The organism is Paenibacillus sp. 01T422, assembly GCF_056398785.1.
In genome coordinates this window covers 1-19,525 of the sequence record NZ_JBFTQB010000014.1, presented here as the reverse complement: position 1 = coordinate 19,525, position 19,525 = coordinate 1, and the positions used below count along the sequence as shown (strand labels likewise).

Here is a 19,525-nt window from a genome sequence, read left to right as displayed (position 1 = left end):
GAGATGCTTAAACAACAAGAAAAGGTGCTGGAAGTAAGCAATCTTCAGACACACTTCTTTACCGATGAAGGCGTAAGCAGAGCTGTTGACGGTATTGATTTTACGCTCCATAAAGGGGAAACGCTTGGGCTTGTAGGCGAATCTGGCTGTGGTAAAAGTATTACATCGCTTTCCATCCTTAGGCTGATCGCAAGTCCCCCCGGACGAATCCTTAACGGAGAAATCCTTTTCAAAGGACAAGACTTATTGAAAAAAACGGATAAAGAAATGGGTGCCATCCGAGGCAACGAAATCTCGATGATTTTCCAGGAGCCCATGACTTCTCTAAATCCGGTTTACTCCGTTGGAGAACAGATCGCGGAGGTATTTCGCCATCACCAGAAGCTGGGGAGAAAGGAAGCCTGGGAGAAAGCCGTCGACATGCTGCGTCTTGTCGGTATTCCCTCCCCGGAGAAACGCGCCAAGCAAGAGCCTTATGAACTGAGCGGTGGCATGCGGCAGCGCGTGATGATTGCAATGGCGATGGCTTGCAACCCGGAGATTCTTATTGCCGATGAGCCAACAACAGCTCTTGATGTAACGATTCAAGCGCAAATCCTCGATTTGATGAAGCTGCTGCAGAAGCAATTGGGCATGAGTATCATTATGATCACCCATGATCTAGGCGTCGTTTCGGAAACATGCGATCGCGTCGCCGTTATGTATGCCGGCAAGATCGTGGAATATACCGATGCTGGTGAGTTATTTGCCAATACCAAACATCCCTACACCATCGGATTACTTAACTCTCTACCTCGTGCGGACCAAGATCAAGAAGAGCTGCAAGCGATCAAAGGCAGTGTCCCAAGTCCATATCACATGCCTGAAGGATGTCGTTTTGCTCCTCGTTGTCCTCACGCCAGAGAGTTGTGTCAGACAATTATGCCGGAGCTAACCGATGTCGGAAATGGCAGTCAGGTTCGCTGCTGGATGTATACACCAGAGTGGGACGCACAGCTTGATGCGCATAGGAAAGTGGGGGATTCTATCCAATGACAATACCTGTGGAGCGTGACAAGGAGAAAAACGTTTTAGTTGAAATCAACCATTTGAAACAATACTTTCCGATCAAAGGCGGCATTCTAGGACGAACCGTGAATCATGTGAAAGCTGTAGACGACATCAGCTTTCACATTTATGAGGGAGAAACGCTCAGCATTGTAGGTGAATCAGGCTGCGGCAAATCAACCACTGGGCGAGCGCTATTGCGTCTGGATGAACCGACCGGAGGAGATATCCATTTTCAGGATAAGGATGTCCTGGGCCTGAATAAGAGTGAGCTTAGAAAGCTGCGCAAGGATATGCAGGTTATCTTCCAAGATCCTTTTGCATCGCTGAATCCTAGGCAAACCGTCCGCCAAATTCTCGGCGAAGCACTGACCATTCAAGATGTGATTCCGAAGGACAAACGGACAGAACGTATTAAGGAACTACTCGATAATGTCGGCTTACGGACCGACCATATCGATCGTTACCCGCACGAATTCAGCGGTGGTCAACGCCAACGTATCGGCATCGCACGAGCACTAGCTGTGGAGCCGAAGCTAATCATCTGCGATGAGGCCGTTTCCGCCCTGGATGTGTCGATTCAAGCACAGGTGCTGAACTTGCTGAAGAAGCTGCAGAAGCAGTATAAGCTGACTTATCTATTTATCTCCCATGATCTAGGCGTGGTGCGCCACATCTCTGATCGGGTGATGGTTATGTATCTGGGTAAAATCGTAGAAATCGCAGATAAAAGATCGCTTTTCGATAACCCGCAGCACCCTTATACCAAAGCACTCCTTTCCGCCATTCCTGTACCCAATCAGAAGGAAAAGAAGGAGCGTATCCTGTTGAYTGGCGATGTTCCCTCGCCAATCAATCCGCCTCAAGGATGCCGCTTTCATACGCGCTGCCCGTTCGTTGTCGAAGCGTGCAAATCACAGGAGCCTGAGCTGCGCGACACCGGTGAAGGACATCAAGTTGCTTGCCACTTGGCAACTTCAGGTAATTATTGACTTCATTCGCTTTATGAGGACGAATAATTTAAACTGGTAGAGAAACCATATATGAAAACTTGTATGCAGAAGGGATCTCATGCTTAGCTTTGAGGGTTTTACCTTACTCATTTTATTGTTTATTCTAGCTCCAATTATTGGAGCTATTACTTTATTATTTTTGTTCGTCTTTGAGAAACGCATTGATCTCCTGGAAAACAAGACAAAGAAAATAGAGCTGGAGAAAGAGCTCCAGCAATCGCTATATAACCAATTAAATCAGCAAATTCAACCCCATTTTCTATTCAATTCGTTGAATGTGATTCTAACCTTGGCGCGATTGGAACGTACGGAAGAGTTGGTCAGAGCCCTTGAGGTCTTCTCCCAATTCCTTAAGTTTAAATATAAAACTACGGAACCTGTGATTCCTCTTCGGGAGGAGATTCGTTACACAGAGTACTACATTGAGATTCAAAAGCTGCGTTTCGGCACTCGCCTTACGGTCACGCTAACATGTGATGAAAACATTCAGGAAGCCTATATTCCGCCTTTTGTTCTGCAAACCATCGTTGAAAATGCGTTTAAGCACGGGCTGGAACGAAAAATTGGAGCCGTGAACCTGGACATCCATTTCTTCCTCGCACATGAGATGGCCAACCTCACCGTTTTCGATAATGGCACGATGGAGCAAGTGGAAGCCCCAATCGAGGAGAAAAGCGGACATGGCCTAGACAACATTCGGCGCCGTCTGCATCTCTACTTCACCGATCAGGCTAGCTTGCAGATCCAGTCTATCCCGGAGACAGGCACTAAGGTGCAAGTGAAATGGCCTTTCATCATAGAACCTAACTTAAAAGAGGTGCCCTAATGAACGTATTACTCGTGGATGATGAGCCTCTTGAGCTGGAACAGCTTGAGTATCTGATTCACCCGCTTTTTCCTTTTTGGAACTTATACAAAGCATCCGATAGCTGCCAGGCTGCCGCCGTTAGCCAGAAGGTGAAGATTCATCTGGCCTTTCTTGATATCAATTTACCTGGTAAATCAGGACTGGAGCTTGGCGAAGAACTGCGTCAGCATAATCAGGATATTGAACTCATTATCGTCACCGCCTACCAAAACTTCCATTACGCCAAACAGTCCATCCGACTTGGTGTAGTAGATTACATGACGAAACCCGTCATTCAAAGCGAATTAGTTGATATTCTCAGCAAATACCGCAATAAAATGCCGCAGTCCAAGTATTCCCATGTGATTCATGACGCGCTTACTATTATCCATGAAAAATATGCTGACAAGCTCGCGCTTGCCGATCTTGCCGCGGAGGTTCACATTAACCCAACCTATTTAAGTCGTCGCTTTCATGACGAGGTTGGCGTGTCATTCTCTGAATACTTGATGCAGTACCGCATTCAGATTTCTAAAAAGTATCTCATTGCCCATCCCGATTGGAGCATTTCTACCGTATCCGAGAAAAGCGGCTTCAACAGCCAACATTACTTCTGCACCATTTTCCGTAAAAGCACCAACCAAACACCGAAAGAATTTCGCGAGAAGGAGAAATAATCTTGCTTTACCAATCATTTCGTGAATATGCGCAGGGAGCAGCCAAGATTGGCATCGGCCTCGGAGTCATAGCGATCTTAGCCAGATGGGTCACTGGGATTACCATCTTTGCTTCCCCCGAAGCGCTCGTCAAATATGGCATCTTTGGTGGAATTGGCTATGCGTTAATGGGAGCTATCGCGCTGATGGCTTTTGGCTGGCTTGGGAAAAGGGTGCGTAGAGAGTACGGCGATGGCCTCACCATTGGGGATTTCTTTCAATTTAAGCTGCACGGCCTCGGCTATTGGATGATGATTGCTATTCTGCTTATCACCAGCATAGAGGGCTTATTTATGCAGGGAATGGCTGCTGGCGTGTTAGTCAATATCCTGTTTGGGATCCCGATTTCGATCGGAATGCTGTGTTTCTTCCTGCTTTGCGTCATCTATGTCGGCTTTGGCGGAATGGTCCTTATTCAGCGCTTGGCCTTCGTTCAAGTTATCCTGATGTTCGCCGCAGCTATCCTCATCCCTCTTTATTTCTTCCTTGCAAAAGGGGTTGAAAACGTCTACCAAGGAATTCGGCTCTACCATCCTTATTTGCTCGTTCTGAACAATCATGAAGGCTTGTTTTTCATGTGCACAGGCCTATTAATTGGCTTCGGGCAAATTTTCGTCGACCAAGCAACGTGGCAGCGTCTATATATGATTGAAGGCAAAAAAATCGTGCCCACCTTCCTGCTTTCCGGGCTCATCTGGGCAACCGTTCCACTAGCCTTTTCTTCGTTGATCATGGTCGTCATATTTACAGGCAGTTTTAATAACATTTATTCGCTCTTGTTTGACCTTATCCGTAAGATTGATACGATCTTCCTGTTGGTTTTGTTCGCTCTCTGTTCATTCGGTGCGGTTACTTCCGCTTTCGGAGCAGGGCTGCACTCCATGATCAGTCTCATTGCGGGCAACGTGTATCCGCTCTTGAAGCCTGACGCCAGTGAGAAACAGAAGATGCGCATGGGTTACATGCTGGCGGTAGCGATCGGCGTTCTATCGTTTGCACTTACCTATTTTTTCACCCCGACACTTCTGGATCTGCTCTTTTTCTTCGGCATTATCTACGCGGCACTCATTGTCCCTCTGCTGGTCATCGTTTTTAGCAAAGGCAAAGTGGACAATTTCATTCCACTCTGTGCACTGATCGGACTGGTCGCGGGCTATTCAAGTCGATACAAATTAGGGAACCTAGACGCCGTCTGGGTTAGTATGATGGTGTCAAGCTTGCTCGTGATTGTATATTGGTGCAGTAAATTTATGAAGAAACACCTGGGAAATCATTGAGAGGAATTCACTTACATGCTTCGTTCCTACTTGTTGTTAATCTTTTGCGTTACCRTTTGGGGGAGCAACTTTGTCTTTGGAAACATGCTAGTCAAACAATTCTCCCCTTTGTTTATAGCCATGGCTCGCTTGTTGTTCATATCCTTGTTTCTAGTTGGGTATACATGGATTCGACACCGCTTCATTCCCATTAGCAAAAATGAGTGGAAGCTGCTTATCCTGCTTGGCATCATTGGCGTGTTTATTAACCAGTGGTCATTTTATCAAGGTTTACAAACGGCCGACCCGACCACCTCGGCGCTTATTCTCGCGCTAACCCCTATTACGACAGCCCTTTTAGCTGCCCTATTTTTAAAAGAAGCTTTAACGGTAAGCATGCTGGTTGGCTCGCTAGTGGCAATCTCCGGAGTGTTTCTCGTCGTTTTTAATGGAGCGCGGCTTGAATTTCATATTGGTCACCTCTGGATATTCATCACGATGATTACATTTGCTATCTCCATTGTATTAGTACGTTTACTGGCCCGCAGGCTGCCCCCTATCATAACCACGCTTTATTCGACCTTGGTCGGATTCGGCACGATGGTACCGATCGTACTCGCGGGTGGGACAGGCTGGAACATTAGTCATGAAGCTTGGGCATGGGTCTTATTAGTTATCACGGCTATTCTGATGCACGGCATAGTTACCCTCGTTTGGAACAGTCAGCTGCAAAAGGTTGGAGCAGCGAAGGCAGCGATGTTCTCGAACCTAGAACCATTTGTCGCGATGATTGTTGGCTATTTGGTCCTCGGCCAGCTCGTTACTTCGCAGCAGGTGCTTGGTTCCTTATTCATCGTGGGTGGTGTTACCTTGGCATCCTTGACTCTGTCTAAAAGAAAACCACAGAGGGTGCTTTCTCCGTGAGCTAAGTGAACGGCGCACCGCTGAAATAGAGGCTGTCCCATTGGCTGCAGGGACGCCGGGCCGTTCAACGATCTGCTCGAGGAGACCGAGGAGCAGGGGGTTGGTCTTGCGGAGATGATACGCAAGGGGAAATCGTAGCGGGCATTTGCTAATTTGATGTAAAAGGTGCAGCAAATTCTCGTATTATCGATGCGATGACATCAATCTGATCTAGCGGTGTGATATGAACAAAGGCTTGGACACCAATTTTGGAATGATCAGCAAGTACAATAACTTCACGTGCCGACTTGGCAAACTTTTTGGTAATATACGTTTCGTTCAAATCATAATCGGTCACTCCGCCCATCAACGAGATACCGCCAATGGACAGAAATGCTTTATTCAAATAAAACTGATCCATAACTTGTTCACATAAGGGGCCTGTGAGCGATTGCTGCTCCGGATTAAGCTGCCCGCCGAGTAAAAAAACCTTACCCGTAAACCGATTGCTGTTTAATGCCTCAGACAGATAGGAAGCAATCGGCAGCGAGTTCGTCAAGATCGTTAAGTTTCGCTTGCCTTGAATGGCTTTCGCCAACTCCATCATCGTGGTCCCTACATCTAAAGCGATCGTATCTCCGTCCACAATGAGCTGAGCCGCACGTTCACCGATCTTTTTCTTAGCATCGACATATAATTGCGAACGCTGCACGAATGTGGGCTCACCGTTCTCATAACTGACACGAACGGCCCCGCCATGAACTCGCTGGAGATGCCCCTCTAATTCCAACGCATCGAGATCCCTACGTACCGTCTCCGAGGATACGCCAAGCTCTTCTGCCATGGGCAGAACTTTGACTTTGCCGTCTCGAAGCAATGTTTGTAAGATTAGTTCTCTTCTTTCCTGGCCTAACAATGACACGAGGGAAACACCACCAGTGGATAAATATATAGTTAAGTATATTAAAATTGTGTACTTTTTCCAATAGGGTATACAGGAATACTTATTTTGATCCAAATAAGAAATTGTGAATAGCTTGTGCACCTTCTGCTCGGGTCACTGTTCCTTTCGGTACGAACATTTTATCCGCACGGCCATTCATTAAGCGTAATGAGGAAGCAGAAGTTATCGCTTCTTTCGCCCACTCGGCAACCTCATTCCAATCGGCATAAGCTTCCTCCGCCTCCGGCGCTTCTGCCTTGCCATGATTGACTTTCCAGGCTCTCATCAGCATAGCTGCCATCTGCTCTCTTGTTATTTGAGAATCAGGAGCAAAAGAAGAGTCACTAACGCCATCAATAATGCCTGCTGTCGAAGCAGCTGCAACTTCTCGTGAATACCAAGCTGTATTTGGAATGTCAGCAAATTTGCTGTTTCCTGCCTTCGTCAGCCCAAGCGAACGAGCGATCAGTGCAGCAAATTCCGAACGAGTCATCTGCTGTTCAGGACTAAAGCCTAGCTCGCCTTGATCGACAACAATTGGATTAGCTACCATGGCATCAAACATGTTTCTCGCAGCCAGATCTCCGATTACAGTTGAAGCCCAATGACCTTTTACATCAAAATAGTTGATATCCTTCTGTAGGATGACAAAGTCACCGCTGCCAGTTGCCTTGAACTGCATTTGGGATGGATCAGCTGAAGTATTCAGAGATTGCAAGATGAGTTGACCGTCATTGCTGATGCGGTATAACCCAGCTCTCTTACTGTTAAGCCCTTCCTGTAAAGGCATCTGAATGTCGACAGGAGCAATCTGAGCCGAGGAGCCCCAATTAAGATGAATCATATCGGCTGCCGGTTTCACACGTAAAGACGGATGTGACTCCAAATCTTTCAGAATATCCATATAATCGTCCGTCCATACCTTCTTCGACAAGACAAGCGCCGATTCTTTACTTGCCTCGTCAGATAACAAGGCGTGAGTTGGCATTGTCATCGTTCCCCAGTCAAACTGAATAGCAATATGCGATGCTGTTGCCTGAGCTGAAGTCAAGTAAGGAAGCTCTATCTGATCCTTACCTTTCTCAGCATGTACGATGAAAGTATCCATTGCGCTGTTAGCTGTTAACTGACTCGCATTTAGTTTTTGAATAAATTCGTCGTCTGGATACGTCGGAGCAGGTGTCGGTATAAATGCTCCACCTCCACCTCCGCCTCCACTTGGTGGTACAGGTGGTACCGCAATAACTTTGACTTCAGCGCTGATTGCCAATCCTTTGTACCTGGCAGTAATTGTTGCAAGGCCTGGACTTATTGCCGTCACTCCACCTTGCGCATTCACCGTTGCTACAGACTCCATGCTGCTGGTAAATTGAATCCCCTCCTGAATTGGAACGAATTCTTGCTTGTCGCTGTAATGCCCGAATACGTTTGCTTGGCCTTTTTCTCCCACTTTCAGTGTTTGAAGGTCTTTGATTACAAGCGAATCCAATTGAGGCTCAGGATCTGGTGGAACGGTCTGATCCGCATTCACTAACAAAGTATAACTGCTATAAAGAGCTTGATAGGTAGCTGTAATAACGGTTTGGCCTGCTTTCAAAGAAGTTACTTCCCCAGTTAACGGGTTCAAAGATGCGATAGCAGGATCTGAATTCGTTAATACTAATCCTGGCACCAACGGTTGATCTTCTCCAAGCAGCGATGCCGTCGATTGATCGCTATAGGTAGCAGTGACTACCGTCTGCTGGTGTTTCCCAACTTCACCTGCCTGTAAACCGCTTATTTGAATCGATTGAATAATGGGTTGTGGCACAGACGTAGCCGATTGAACGATCAAACGATACGAGGTTACAATCGAACCCAATCTCGCTGTGATATCGGTCTGACCTTCGGCGAGCGCCGATACAAGACCACTAGCATCGACCGTTGCAACAGCCGTATTACTGCTGGTCAATACATACCCAGTGGCAGGCGAAAYGCTTCCGTCTGTATAGGTGGCTTCAACCGTCCAGCTGAGCTTTTGCCCCGCTTTCATTGGAGCAAGTCCGCTTAATCGAATGGATTGCACGACTGGAGCAGCAATGGTAAAACTGCTTTCATCCGTTTTCACCTTGTGACCAAATGTGTCCGAAGCCTCGGCATACCAAACATAAGGCTGATTGGTGTTTCTAGCACTCCAAACATAACTGGCCGTTCCTCCAATGGATGGGACAGGCTGCTGCGTATTCAACAAACTAACGTTACTTCCTGTGATGCCAATATACCCCGTAGCCAGTTCGAGCGGCTCATTGTTCCACTTGATCGGCATCGTATAGAACTCATGCTGCTGCTGGAAAAAGCCGTAATTGTCGTTCGTAATCGGTGAATACGGAACCATATAAATCTGCTGACGCTTCAAATCGAAGTACATCATCCGCATATACGCCGCACCACCTAAAGCCGCATCCTGATAGTCGTGCAGCAACTCGTACACAACTTTGCCGCCAATACGCTTAACGTTGTAATAAGTGGATTGGTTATGGCCGCACAATACCATGAATATATTGCTATTGGGTGTGACGATTTGATTCATAATGTTGTTTCCACCGTAATCATCCGTACCGTAAGTACCCTCATATAGTAAATACTCATGAACAGCTAGAATCGCTTTACGGTCTTTATATTGCTGCAAAACCTGATTCGCCCAGCTCACGGATGTTGCGTTTAACCCGCCCCACCCCATGTACAAGATAATAAAATCCACTCCCCCAGCGGAGATCAGATCGTAATGATTCTTGTTCATACTGTTATATTCCGTATAGTAAGGCTTCCCATTGATCAGCTTGTCTTTAAAACGGAAAGCACCGAAATATTTACTATACAGTGTATCGTTCGTATCGTGGTTCCCTTGAATAACACCATAAGGGACTCCAGCATTATCCAAAATTTTCATACTACGATCCGCATTCTGCCATTGAAATTCTTGGCTTGCGGAATTCACGATATCACCGGTATGGATCACATACTGGATTTTCTGAGCATCCTTATTATCTGCAATCCACTGCGTTTCTGCATCGTACACAGTCGGGAAAGACTCTGCCTCTAACTGAGTATCCGTCATCCATACGAAAGAGAAATCGTAATCGCTTGGCGTTGGATTTACACCTGGAAGCATCGTATCGTGCTGTGTAGAAGCTACATACAATTTAGCAACTTTCGTGGTGCTGTTCACCATCGTCGTTTTGTCCAATGTGCCCGTCAATTTAAAATCGCTATTGTCCGCATTTCCCAGCTTTGATGCGATCTGCACCCATTTACTGGTCGTATAGTTCCAAGCAAACAGCTTGACGAGCTCCTTGGAGTGCCCTCTTTCAAGGTATGTGTGCCGCCCGTTAGTTGACTAAGCATCGTTTGAAAAGCTTTGGAGCTGCCATCCACTTCAATTGTCGGCTGATTGTCTAATTGATAGCGAATGGTTGACGCATCGCTAGTCACGCCTCCAAGGCTTAAATCAGGCGAGTAGTATACGGCGCCTTGCTTCGGTTGAAGCAGTGAAAGCTGCAGCGTACCCTTCGACTCTTTCTCACCAAAGACGACAAATTGGCTGTTCTTGCTCATCATTTGATAGTCGGCCAGTACCCAAGCCGCACTACGAGCTTGCTTCGAAACCCTAACCTCATCTACACCACCACGATAGCCCCCGCCTGCAGCTCCTGCATCCGAGGATTTGCTGATCGTGAATGGCGCCGTTGAGGTGCCGCTTGTTGTAATCAATGCTCCGCTGCGGTTAGCAGATGCCATGAGCACGCCATCGCGATACAGCTTGAGATTATTACCCGCTTGATTTTGATCGTAAGTTAGCGTCAAATAGGTCCAATCTGCCGTTACGGCCCCGCCGTCTAAATCCGGCGCTGTGCTGCCGTTTTTACTTGCATCGGCATCGTTTGTGAATAAGTTAGCACTCCATTTACCGCCGCCGATTTTGATGAAATACGCACGATTAAGTGTATCCGCGCTTCGTATTCTCGAAATAACGTAGTAGTTCAATGTGTTTAATTCATACTCATTCGCACGTACCCAGGCCGAGATTGTAATCTGACCTTGACCATCGCCCACATTGCCATTCGTTGCTCTTACAAGTCCACGATGACTTTCATAGTAACGTCCTACCATGTTGTAACGAGGATCCTTCGCTTCCAGCGTATAAGAAGGCCCGCTTGAACTTGCATTGCTTGCATTCCGCAAACCCGTATTGTTATTCACGGTAGAGTCTGTGTATTGCTTCACCTGAGAAGGATGATAGAAATAATCAGCAATTCTATCCTGGAAATGATACACGAGCAAATAATTCGAATCCCACACCTGCTTCGGCTGAAGGTTGATTGTTGAACTACCTCCATAATACAACCAGATGTTATCCGTACTGGATTGGGCATGAATAACAGGGACCTTCACCCAAATTAAGCTCTCTCCCTGAGGATCCCATTTCTCAACCTCGTATGGCAGCTCAGATGACTGATCTGACGAGTAGAATCGGAGATCGTTCGACGCTGTTACCGAATAATCAATTTTCGTTGCGTCAAGTTTGACCAAAACAGGGTAGTTCTGCAAATCTTCCGTTCCTGATGAATGATCAAAACTTAGCTGAATACGATAATTCCGGTCAGCATCCGCCCATGGTAATGGAGCGGAGGTCGCATTTGCTTGTGGACTTAATGCTGGCAGTGCCATCTGGCATAGGAACATGAAAACAACAAGGAGTGCTATGATTGGCTTGGAACGCTGGATTCGCTGCAAGGAAGATCCTCCATTCTTTCATTGAAAGCTTATTTTTTGGATAATTTAGTAACCAGATTAAATACCGCTTGTGCGGCTTCTGCTCGAGATACGTGCCCATTTGGAATGAACCATTGATCTGCACGACCTTGCAAAAGCCCTAATTTGGCCGTCAACTCAATGGATGGACGGGCCCATGCTGACATTTGATCGGCATCCTTGAACGAATTGTCATTGTCTGATCCTGATTTTCCGCCAACCTGTTCAAATACTCTAGCCATAAATACAGCCATTTCCTCTCGACTGATCACCGATTCGGGATTAAAGGTGGCTTCTCCGTCGCCGGTTACCAAGCCTGATGAGGCTGCTCCTGCTACATAAGGGGCATACCATGCGCTCGCAGGGACATCCTGAAAGCTGCTTGCCTTCTGCTGTTGAAGATGCATTGATTTCATTAACAAAACTACAAATTCAGCTCGTGTAATGGACTTATCTGGTTGGAAGAATGTATCGCTTACGCCCTCGACCCTATGTAAGGCGCTCATGATACTCACAGTGCGATGCGCCCAGTGCTGCTCAGGCATATCTTGGAAAGTTTTATGGTACTCCAGTACCGCGTATTTGCCGCTTTCTTGGAGTTCTGCACGAATCCCTTTCTCCGTTAGTTGCCCACCGAGATAGGCCATACTTCCATCATCAAAAATGCGGTAGACACCTAGCAGTTGCTTATCACCACTTGCGGTAAACTCTGCTTCGATCGGCTGCGCCCAGCTTTGTTTTTGCGTTTTCGTACCGTCTAACGCTTGAGAAGCGATCGTTATATCAAAGATGGAAGAAGCAAACTTCGATTCCGTGCCCGACGCTTGCAGCCATACCTTTTGATCTGTTTCTGAGCCGGTCGATAGTCCAAGTACCAGCTTGCTGGCGGATGCATCCACGAACAGATTTCCAGGCAGCGTCAGCGTAAGTTCGCCTCGAGTTACGTTTATCGTCTGCTCGTTCGATGTGTTCTCTGTCAGTGATGGGAATATAATTTCATTGATACTAGTAGCTACTTTTATTGGGCTGTTGGACGCTAGCTTATCCTTTAAATCCTCTACTTTCAGCGTGTGTTCGTCGCCTGAGACGGTATTGGAGTTCGAATTCGAGCTCGAATCTGAATCCGAACCGCCTGGATTGGACGGTGTTTCTCCTTCTCCTCCTCCTCCTCCACTAGATCCCAAAACAATTATCATCGCTTGTGCGACCAGATTCTGATATGTAGCCGTCACCACAGTTGATCCAGGACGGAGTCCTGTAATACTGCCTTGAGGGTCTATTTGAACAATATCAGCGTTCATAGCCAGCCATTGCACCCTATTTGTTACAGGAATAGAAGATTGTACGTCTCCATCCATAAATACTGCGATAGCAGAAATCGCTGCATTTTGGCCCATGTATAAGGTCGAAGGTACTGTCACCAGTAGCGTCTGCGGAATCGGTCCCGGTGTCGGAGGTGTCGGCTCGCTTTCGGTAACAACGATTGAGAAGCTTGCATTAAACCCTTGATATTGCGCGACGAGATGTGTAATCCCTGGCTGAGCCCCGTATACAACTCCAGTGACGGAGTTAATTTGAGCTACAATCGGATCTTCACTCCGATAGGTGACCCCTGATGTTAACTGTGTCATCGAGTTATCCGAATATACGGCAGTGAGCACCGTGCCCTTTGATTGACCTACGGCCAAAGAAGTCGGACCGCTGAACTGCAACGCCGTTATCTGCGGGTCCCCGTTATGTTCATTGGATGGACTAACCGTAAGAATGTAGTCCGCTCTTAATCCACCAGCAACAACGCTGAGCACCGCAGTTCCCGGGGCAATGGCTTGGATTTTGCCGGTATTGTCGATTTGAGCAACAGATGATTGATCGGTGCTATACATCAGCCCAGTCGTCATAGCGCCAGTACTTCCATCGTCATAGACGACTGTTGTTACGACATTCGCTGTCTCCCCAGCCATCAAAACAGACGGGCCATTTAGTAATAGAGATTGCGGCTTAGGCAGCTCTCTTTCTTGAATATGGATCGTAACACTTGCGCTAAACGATCCGAACTTGGCTATAAAAGTTGCCGTACCTTCACGAAGAGGACTAATCGTCCCTGCCGTGGAAATCACAGCAATGTTGGGATTCAAGCTTTGATAGGTAAGGCCGCTATCAATAACCGTCTCCACGGAGTTAGCGTCCCGCTTTTTCACAACGGCTTGCGCGCTTTGCCCTACCCACCAATCTGTCGGAATATCCCAGGCGATGGATGAAATTGGCGGTGTGACAGCAGGCGCATACTTGTTATGCAATTGCTGCACGGCACTTGCATCCAGCACTTTGCTGTAGATTTCCACGAATCCGATTTTGCCTTGAAAATAACTCTGAGCCTCTATCGGTTCAGCATCTGCGCCAATTGCTAGATCCACCTTCGTGGCACCACCGATGATGCCGTTTCTGGATTGGCTTCCTTCCAGCATTCCATTCACATAAAGCTTCGCAGTTTGCCCGTCAAACGTAGCTTCCGCATCATAAATTTGGCCAGCTGCTATTCTCGTGGTGCTAGGAACGATAACGAAAGATTCATTTCCTGCGACGTCATGAATGAAAAACCATGCTTCCAGCTTCTGTGTAACCGGATTGAATTCTAGTGCATAGTCGGAACGCTGCATTTTCCCGATAATGTCTTGCGTTCTGTACACATCATCCAGAGAGAAGGACGCCGCCATCGTCATAAAATCAGGGCTGAGCCCTTGATTCGCAGGAATCCGTACATAGGACGATTTTCCATCCAATGCAAGAACGTTTTTGTTAAAATCGGGATCGTAATTCACTGTCGCATTGCCAATCGCTGTACCGTGATTACTTGCCGTACTCCCGTCTTCTCCCGCCGAATGATCAAAAGTCAATTGCAGCAAGTCAGGCAGCATGCCCGGAGGTGCAACAACCGTTCCAGGCACTGTATACGTTAATGACGGCCCGTTTGTCGTCCAGTTATCAAATGCATCTCCGGCTTCAACTTTATAAGTGGCGGTTTCTCCTGGAATGACGAGATCAAAGGAGTAGCTGTTCGTGCTGCCATTTACTGTATTCATCAAAGTACCGTTTTTGTATACACGGTATTGCGTTACCGCTTTATCATCCGTTGCCGCAGGCCAGTTCAAGTTAAAGCTGGTCTCGCTGAGTTGCGCCCCCGTAAGCTGGCTGCCAGTAGGCCAGGACGGCGCCTGTTGATCGGCAAGTATCCCTGTGCTTTCGTAGTAACAAGCCAATTCGGCTTGCGATAAGCCTCGGCTGAACATCTTCGCATAGCCTATGGAGCCTTTAAATGTTAATTGTGCGGTGTTTCCAGGTTGCGGATCCCCACCGATGGCCAAAGCGACTGTCGTAGGGGATGTTACCGCGCCTGTTCGATTTTCTGTCGCAGCAATCTGCCCGATGCCATTCAATCCAGCCCCATTCATATAAAGAACGTGCTTAGCTCCATCATAGGTAATTGCGGCATCGTAATACTTATTGGTAGTTAATACGGGGCTATATAATTTCCTTGTCGCACCGCCAATATAATCCCATGTTTCCATTTTGTTAGGGTCTATTTCTAAACCGTAACCTGTACTTTGTGTTTTCTGGAAGATCCCTTGTTCTCCGCTAAAAACATCCGCTGAAAATTGAACCAGCATCGTAAACCCGTTCGGGAAGTTGTTGAGTTCCGCAGCGTTCGGTATCAGAATAAACTGACCGCCTGTCAACTTCAGTACATTTTTTTGCAGCTTCTGATCAAAAACGAGCTGCGGGTTGCCGTAGGCTGTACCGTCTACATGTCGCGGTGAATTATCCTTAATAGCACTTTCGGTAAAATCAAAATCAACCAAATCCGGCACAGGAACGGGGCCTGTACAAGCAGAAACAGCACTTACTTGCTTCGGGAGTAAGATGGATGCAATGGATCCAAACATGAAACAACATAGCAATAAAATGGAAAGTTTCCCTCGTAACTTCATCAACTTTCTCCTCTTCCAACACAAATTGAGTTATTTGCTTCGCCACTTCTGCGTCTTTTGCAGCAGACGATGTGATACGAATTCATATCCGAGACGTACTACGATGTTAGAAAGCAGCACAAGACTTGACATCGCTGCTGCGGATGCCACGTCGCCTGCGTCGTCCATATTAACAATGGATACAGAAGCGAGCTTGAAATCTGCCGCATACAGAAAAACAACCGCCGAGATCGTGACCATCGCATTCACGAAGTAGTAGACTGCCATCTCCAGGATGGCTGGAAGCGAAACCGGGACCGTGACACGCATGAAAAGCCGATAGATTGGCACTCGCATGGACTCCGAAACGACCTCATATTCCTTGTCCAGTTTCTTTAGTGATGCCGTTGCCGTTACGAATGGCACGGAATAGAAGTGGACAAAGTTGGCCAGTACAACGATCCAGATCGTACCGTACAGCAGATGCAGCGGATTGTCAGGTCGATTGAAAAAGAATATAAAGCTGAGTCCGATCACCAGTCCTGGCAGCGCAAGCGGGAGCAGCGAAATGAAATATCCAAGCTGCCGAACCGGGTTCCAGATACGTACTTTTTCAATTAAATACGCATGAAGGAAAGAGATCACAGTTCCAATTACCGCCGTCAAAGCTGCGACCGCAAGGCTGTTCCAGAAGGGCTCTAGACTGCCAGCAGAGACTACGCTGAAATCGTAATGCTTGAACGTGAGGGCGAGATTATAAGGCCAAACTTTAATGAAGGATGAAATAAGCACCGTCCCCATCAGCAGCAGGATGCCTCCTGCAACCCCCAGACAAAAGAGCGTGTAGATCAGATCTCGAAGCCGAGACGGGCGAATCTCGTATGGCGTCGATTTAACGGATGCCATCGATTGCTGTTTTCTTTCAACCACGCGGTCAACGACAAAGGCAAGAACGGCAGGAATCGTTAGCAGGATGCCAATTACAGCCCCCATAGACATATTTTGCTGGCCGATGACCTGCTTGAAAATATCAGTTGGCAGCACATTATACTGACCCCCTACTACCTTCGGGGCTCCGAAGTCAGTGAAACTCAGTGTAAAGCAGACGAAACCTGCACTGATCAGTGCATATTTGGTCTGTGGTAGTGTGATTGTGACAAACTGTTTGAACCGACTGGCGCCTAATGTTTCAGCAGCCTCAAATAAACGGTAATCGGCGTTGGATAATCCAATCCATATAATGAGAAAAACGTGCGGAAATGTATATATAACCTCGGAAATGATGATGCCAACGCTACCGTAAAGATGAATATTCCATCCTTGCATGAAGCCAAATATCCCTGTTGTTACAATCCCTTGGTTGCCAAACAGGTACGTCAAAGCAATACCGTACATCATCGTTGGGGCAAACAAGGGAAGTAGTGCCATATACCGCAGCCACGTCTTTCCCCGGACAGCCGTTCTTGTTAATGCATAAGCATAAAAGAAGGCCGTACCGACTGATAGAAATGTCGTCCAAATGGATATATTAAGGGAATGGCTTAATGAAACTAGCAATGACGGCGTAAGCAAGTATTGGACGAAATGATCGACTCCCACCCAATTTCCTGTACCATCCTGAAACGCCTTGGAAAACAGATCAATCAGAGGGAATACGATGGACACCACAAGACCTGTTAACATAACGATCAGCAGTAAGCGAATCAACCAAGCTTCTTTCGTTAACTTACGATTTGAAAAAAGATTCATTGAGGCATAAAGCAAAGTTCTCATCTAAGTACCGCCTCTTCAAGACGATCTTGATTGAACAAACGATAATTGCCGGAGACAGCAACTGTGAGCTGGTCGCCTTTTTTAAGCCTCAATTGACGAAACTCTGCAACGGGAACATCTAATTTCAGCGTTTGTTCTGCGCTGAATTCATGCTCCTTCTGCAAAGTTTCAACTGTCACTCGATAATAAGGTCCATGAAACTCTGCATACTTAAGGATAACGGGCAGGCCGTTCATCCGTGTATCTGTGACGATACGGACATGCTCAGGACGAATGGCATGCCAAACATTCCCTTGTCTCTTCGAAGATCTCGACGTACGCTCGAGGAAATTGGTCGTTCCAATAAAATCTGCGACAAACGGTGTCGCAGATTCGTCATAGATCTCCTCCGGCGTCCCAATCTGAATGACTTCTGCATGGTTCATGACGACGATCCTGTCTGCCATAGTGAGTGCTTCCTCTTGGTCGTGTGTCACCATGATCGTTGTAATGCCCAGTCGCTCTTGCAACTCACAGATTTGTTCTCTCAAATGACTGCGCACCTTGGCATCAAGTGCAGACAAGGGTTCATCAAGCAGCAAAAACTCCGGCGAAAGTGCTAATGCTCTCGCCAAAGCCACACGCTGCTGTTGTCCCCCGGAAAGCTGAGATGGGTAACGATCACCAATCTCACTTAATCCAACAAGTTCCAACATATGTATTGTTTTGTCCTCAATCTCTTTCTTTCTAAATCCCTTCCCAGCCAGTCCATACGTGATGTTCTCGTGAGCAGTCAAATTCGGAAATAGCGCATAGGACTGAAAGACAACTCCGCAGTTGCGCTTCGCAGGAGGTAGTGACGTAATATCTTGACCGTTCATAGAAATCGAACCTGTATCCGGTTTCTCCAAGCCTGCCAATATGCGCAGCAGCGTAGTCTTCCCACAACCGCTCGGCCCAAGCAGGCAAATGAATTCGCCTTGCTTGATGCCGAGATCAATCTGCTTGAGTGCTTGATAAGAACCGAAGGATTTGGATACATGATTTATAGCTAAAAAATGCTGTGTCATAACTTCTCCCTCATCTTGAAAATCATGGTGACTAGATTATTTCTTTGGTTCTTGTTTTGCTGAATAACGCTTTTGCCATTCCTTCAGAACGTCGTCTCGTTGTTTGGCCATTGAATTGAGATCATTTTTGATCAATTGTTTCAAAGGATCTTTCTCGTAGCCATCCGGTATTTGGTTACTGTCGCTTTTCAGAGCGATAATGGCATAATTTTTGTTATATTCCTTCATCGCATCGTTGCTGATCGCCCAATCCAAGAATTCTTTGGCAACCGGCTTCATCGCCTTCTTCTTCACAAGTCCGTTCGCTTCAACATCCCAACCTGAGCCTTCTTTCGGGAATACAACTTGCACCGGAGCACCGTTCTTTTTCTCCGTAATCCCTCTATACCCAAACGATATCCCGATCGGATACTCGCCAGTGCCCGCTAATTTCGACGGCTTGGATCCAGAATCCGTGTACATCGCAATATTGTCATTGAGCTTGTCCATGAATGTCCATGCTTGATCAGCCCCTTTGAGCTGCAGAAGTGCGGTAACGGTCAAGAATCCAGTGCCGGAAGCAGCAGGATTGGGCATCGTAATCATGCCTTTATATTCGGGTTTAGCCAAATCTTCATAAGACTGCGGAATCGCGAGCTTGCGTTTTTCCATTTCCGTGGTGTTCACAACGAAAGCGGTCTCCCATGCATCAATACCTACCCAGGCAGGCGTGCTAGCCGTGTCTTTAAACTCTGGAACAATACGTTCAACGCCTTTTGGCGCATACGGTTCAAGCATTTTGTTCTGATCCATAACTAGAAGACTTGTCGCTGCGATCCCCCAAACGACGTCAGCTTGTGGATTATCTTTCTCCGCCAGCAGCTTTGCTGTGATAATTCCTGTGGAGTCACGCACAATGTTGATTTTCAAATCACTATGTGATTGTTTGAACGTTTGCAAATATGCTTTGATCTGGTCGTCTTCCAGTGCCGTGTACACGGTCAATTCTTTGTTATTTACGTCAGCTTGTGGTGCAGTTTTGGCTGAGCCACTTGCATCTGCCTGTGAATTTGTGGTTTTCGCAGATCCGCAAGCAACAAGTACAGAAGCAATTAGCGTTGTTGTTACAGTTACGGTCAAGATCGTTTTCATTGTTCGTTTCATTTTGCGCCAGTCTCCTCAGACTTCTTTAGTTTTTTGATACCTTAAAGATAAAAGAGTTTTGTTTGCGCAGTGTTAACTC

The 19,525-nt window shown here is 46.9% G+C and carries 13 protein-coding genes; 6 read left to right on the top strand and 7 right to left on the bottom strand.

The window, feature by feature from the left end; all coding sequences use genetic code 11:
• Window positions 1–3 precede the first annotated feature (3 nt).
• The 6 genes from AC1DUA_RS01765 (at window position 4) to AC1DUA_RS01740 (ending at window position 5,803) form a co-directional block, all read left to right on the top strand.
• Window positions 4–1,035: an ABC transporter ATP-binding protein gene (locus AC1DUA_RS01765; RefSeq protein ID WP_477498084.1), complete on the top strand. Its 1,032-nt coding sequence runs from the start codon at window positions 4–6 to the stop codon at window positions 1,033–1,035.
• Entirely contained in the window at window positions 1,032–2,039 is a 1,008-nt protein-coding gene (locus AC1DUA_RS01760; protein ID WP_477498083.1) for an ABC transporter ATP-binding protein, read from the top strand. The genes AC1DUA_RS01765 and AC1DUA_RS01760 overlap by 4 nt, the downstream gene beginning before the upstream one ends.
• Before the next feature lie 79 nt (window positions 2,040–2,118).
• The gene (locus AC1DUA_RS01755; protein WP_477498082.1) at window positions 2,119–2,886 is read left to right on the top strand and encodes a sensor histidine kinase; all 768 of its coding nucleotides are present in this window, start codon (window positions 2,119–2,121) and stop codon (window positions 2,884–2,886) included.
• Entirely contained in the window at window positions 2,886–3,584 is a 699-nt protein-coding gene (locus AC1DUA_RS01750) for an AraC family transcriptional regulator (RefSeq protein WP_145667662.1), read from the top strand. The genes AC1DUA_RS01755 and AC1DUA_RS01750 overlap by 1 nt, the downstream gene beginning before the upstream one ends.
• Before the next feature lie 2 nt (window positions 3,585–3,586).
• On the top strand, window positions 3,587–4,900 hold the full coding sequence (locus AC1DUA_RS01745) for a sodium:solute symporter family transporter (protein WP_477498081.1): 1,314 nt from the start codon (window positions 3,587–3,589) through the stop codon (window positions 4,898–4,900).
• Between the two features lie 15 nt (window positions 4,901–4,915).
• Entirely contained in the window at window positions 4,916–5,803 is an 888-nt protein-coding gene (locus AC1DUA_RS01740) for a DMT family transporter (RefSeq protein WP_477498080.1), read from the top strand.
• Between the two features lie 148 nt (window positions 5,804–5,951).
• Here AC1DUA_RS01740 and AC1DUA_RS01735 read toward each other — a convergent pair whose 3' ends face one another.
• The 7 genes from AC1DUA_RS01735 to AC1DUA_RS01705 form a co-directional block, all read right to left on the bottom strand.
• The gene (locus AC1DUA_RS01735; protein WP_477498079.1) at window positions 5,952–6,704 is read right to left on the bottom strand and encodes a DeoR/GlpR family DNA-binding transcription regulator; all 753 of its coding nucleotides are present in this window, start codon (window positions 6,702–6,704) and stop codon (window positions 5,952–5,954) included.
• An 82-nt stretch (window positions 6,705–6,786) separates the two neighbouring features.
• On the bottom strand, window positions 6,787–10,011 hold the full coding sequence (locus AC1DUA_RS01730; RefSeq protein ID WP_477498078.1) for an S-layer homology domain-containing protein: 3,225 nt from the start codon (window positions 10,009–10,011) through the stop codon (window positions 6,787–6,789).
• Complete coding sequence (locus AC1DUA_RS01725) at window positions 9,960–11,498, bottom strand: DUF2341 domain-containing protein (RefSeq protein WP_477498077.1); 1,539 nt, start codon at window positions 11,496–11,498, stop codon at window positions 9,960–9,962. Before AC1DUA_RS01725 ends, AC1DUA_RS01730 begins: the two co-directional genes overlap by 52 nt.
• Before the next feature lie 29 nt (window positions 11,499–11,527).
• Complete coding sequence (locus tag AC1DUA_RS01720; RefSeq protein WP_477498076.1) at window positions 11,528–15,502, bottom strand: LamG-like jellyroll fold domain-containing protein; 3,975 nt, start codon at window positions 15,500–15,502, stop codon at window positions 11,528–11,530.
• Window positions 15,503–15,532: 30 nt separating this feature from the next.
• The gene (locus AC1DUA_RS01715) at window positions 15,533–17,254 is read right to left on the bottom strand and encodes a putative 2-aminoethylphosphonate ABC transporter permease subunit (protein WP_477498075.1); all 1,722 of its coding nucleotides are present in this window, start codon (window positions 17,252–17,254) and stop codon (window positions 15,533–15,535) included.
• Window positions 17,251–18,303, bottom strand: a complete 1,053-nt coding sequence (locus tag AC1DUA_RS01710; protein ID WP_477498074.1) for an ABC transporter ATP-binding protein — start codon at window positions 18,301–18,303, stop codon at window positions 17,251–17,253. Before AC1DUA_RS01710 ends, AC1DUA_RS01715 begins: the two co-directional genes overlap by 4 nt.
• A 36-nt stretch (window positions 18,304–18,339) precedes the next feature.
• Window positions 18,340–19,434, bottom strand: a complete 1,095-nt coding sequence (locus AC1DUA_RS01705) for a putative 2-aminoethylphosphonate ABC transporter substrate-binding protein (protein ID WP_477498093.1) — start codon at window positions 19,432–19,434, stop codon at window positions 18,340–18,342.
• Window positions 19,435–19,525: the final 91 nt, after the last annotated feature.

Excerpts from the sequence above, each read along its gene's own strand:
- AC1DUA_RS01755 (WP_477498082.1), top strand. The coding sequence starts at position 2,119 with ATGCTTAGCTTTGAGGGTTTTACCTTACTCATTTTATTGTTTATTCTA.
- AC1DUA_RS01715 (WP_477498075.1), bottom strand. The coding sequence starts at position 17,254 with ATGAGAACTTTGCTTTATGCCTCAATGAATCTTTTTTCAAATCGTAAG.
- AC1DUA_RS01765 (WP_477498084.1), top strand. The coding sequence starts at position 4 with ATGCTTAAACAACAAGAAAAGGTGCTGGAAGTAAGCAATCTTCAGACA.
- AC1DUA_RS01750 (WP_145667662.1), top strand. The coding sequence starts at position 2,886 with ATGAACGTATTACTCGTGGATGATGAGCCTCTTGAGCTGGAACAGCTT.
- AC1DUA_RS01720 (WP_477498076.1), bottom strand. The coding sequence starts at position 15,502 with ATGAAGTTACGAGGGAAACTTTCCATTTTATTGCTATGTTGTTTCATG.
- AC1DUA_RS01710 (WP_477498074.1), bottom strand. The coding sequence starts at position 18,303 with ATGACACAGCATTTTTTAGCTATAAATCATGTATCCAAATCCTTCGGT.
- AC1DUA_RS01705 (WP_477498093.1), bottom strand. The coding sequence starts at position 19,434 with ATGAAAACGATCTTGACCGTAACTGTAACAACAACGCTAATTGCTTCT.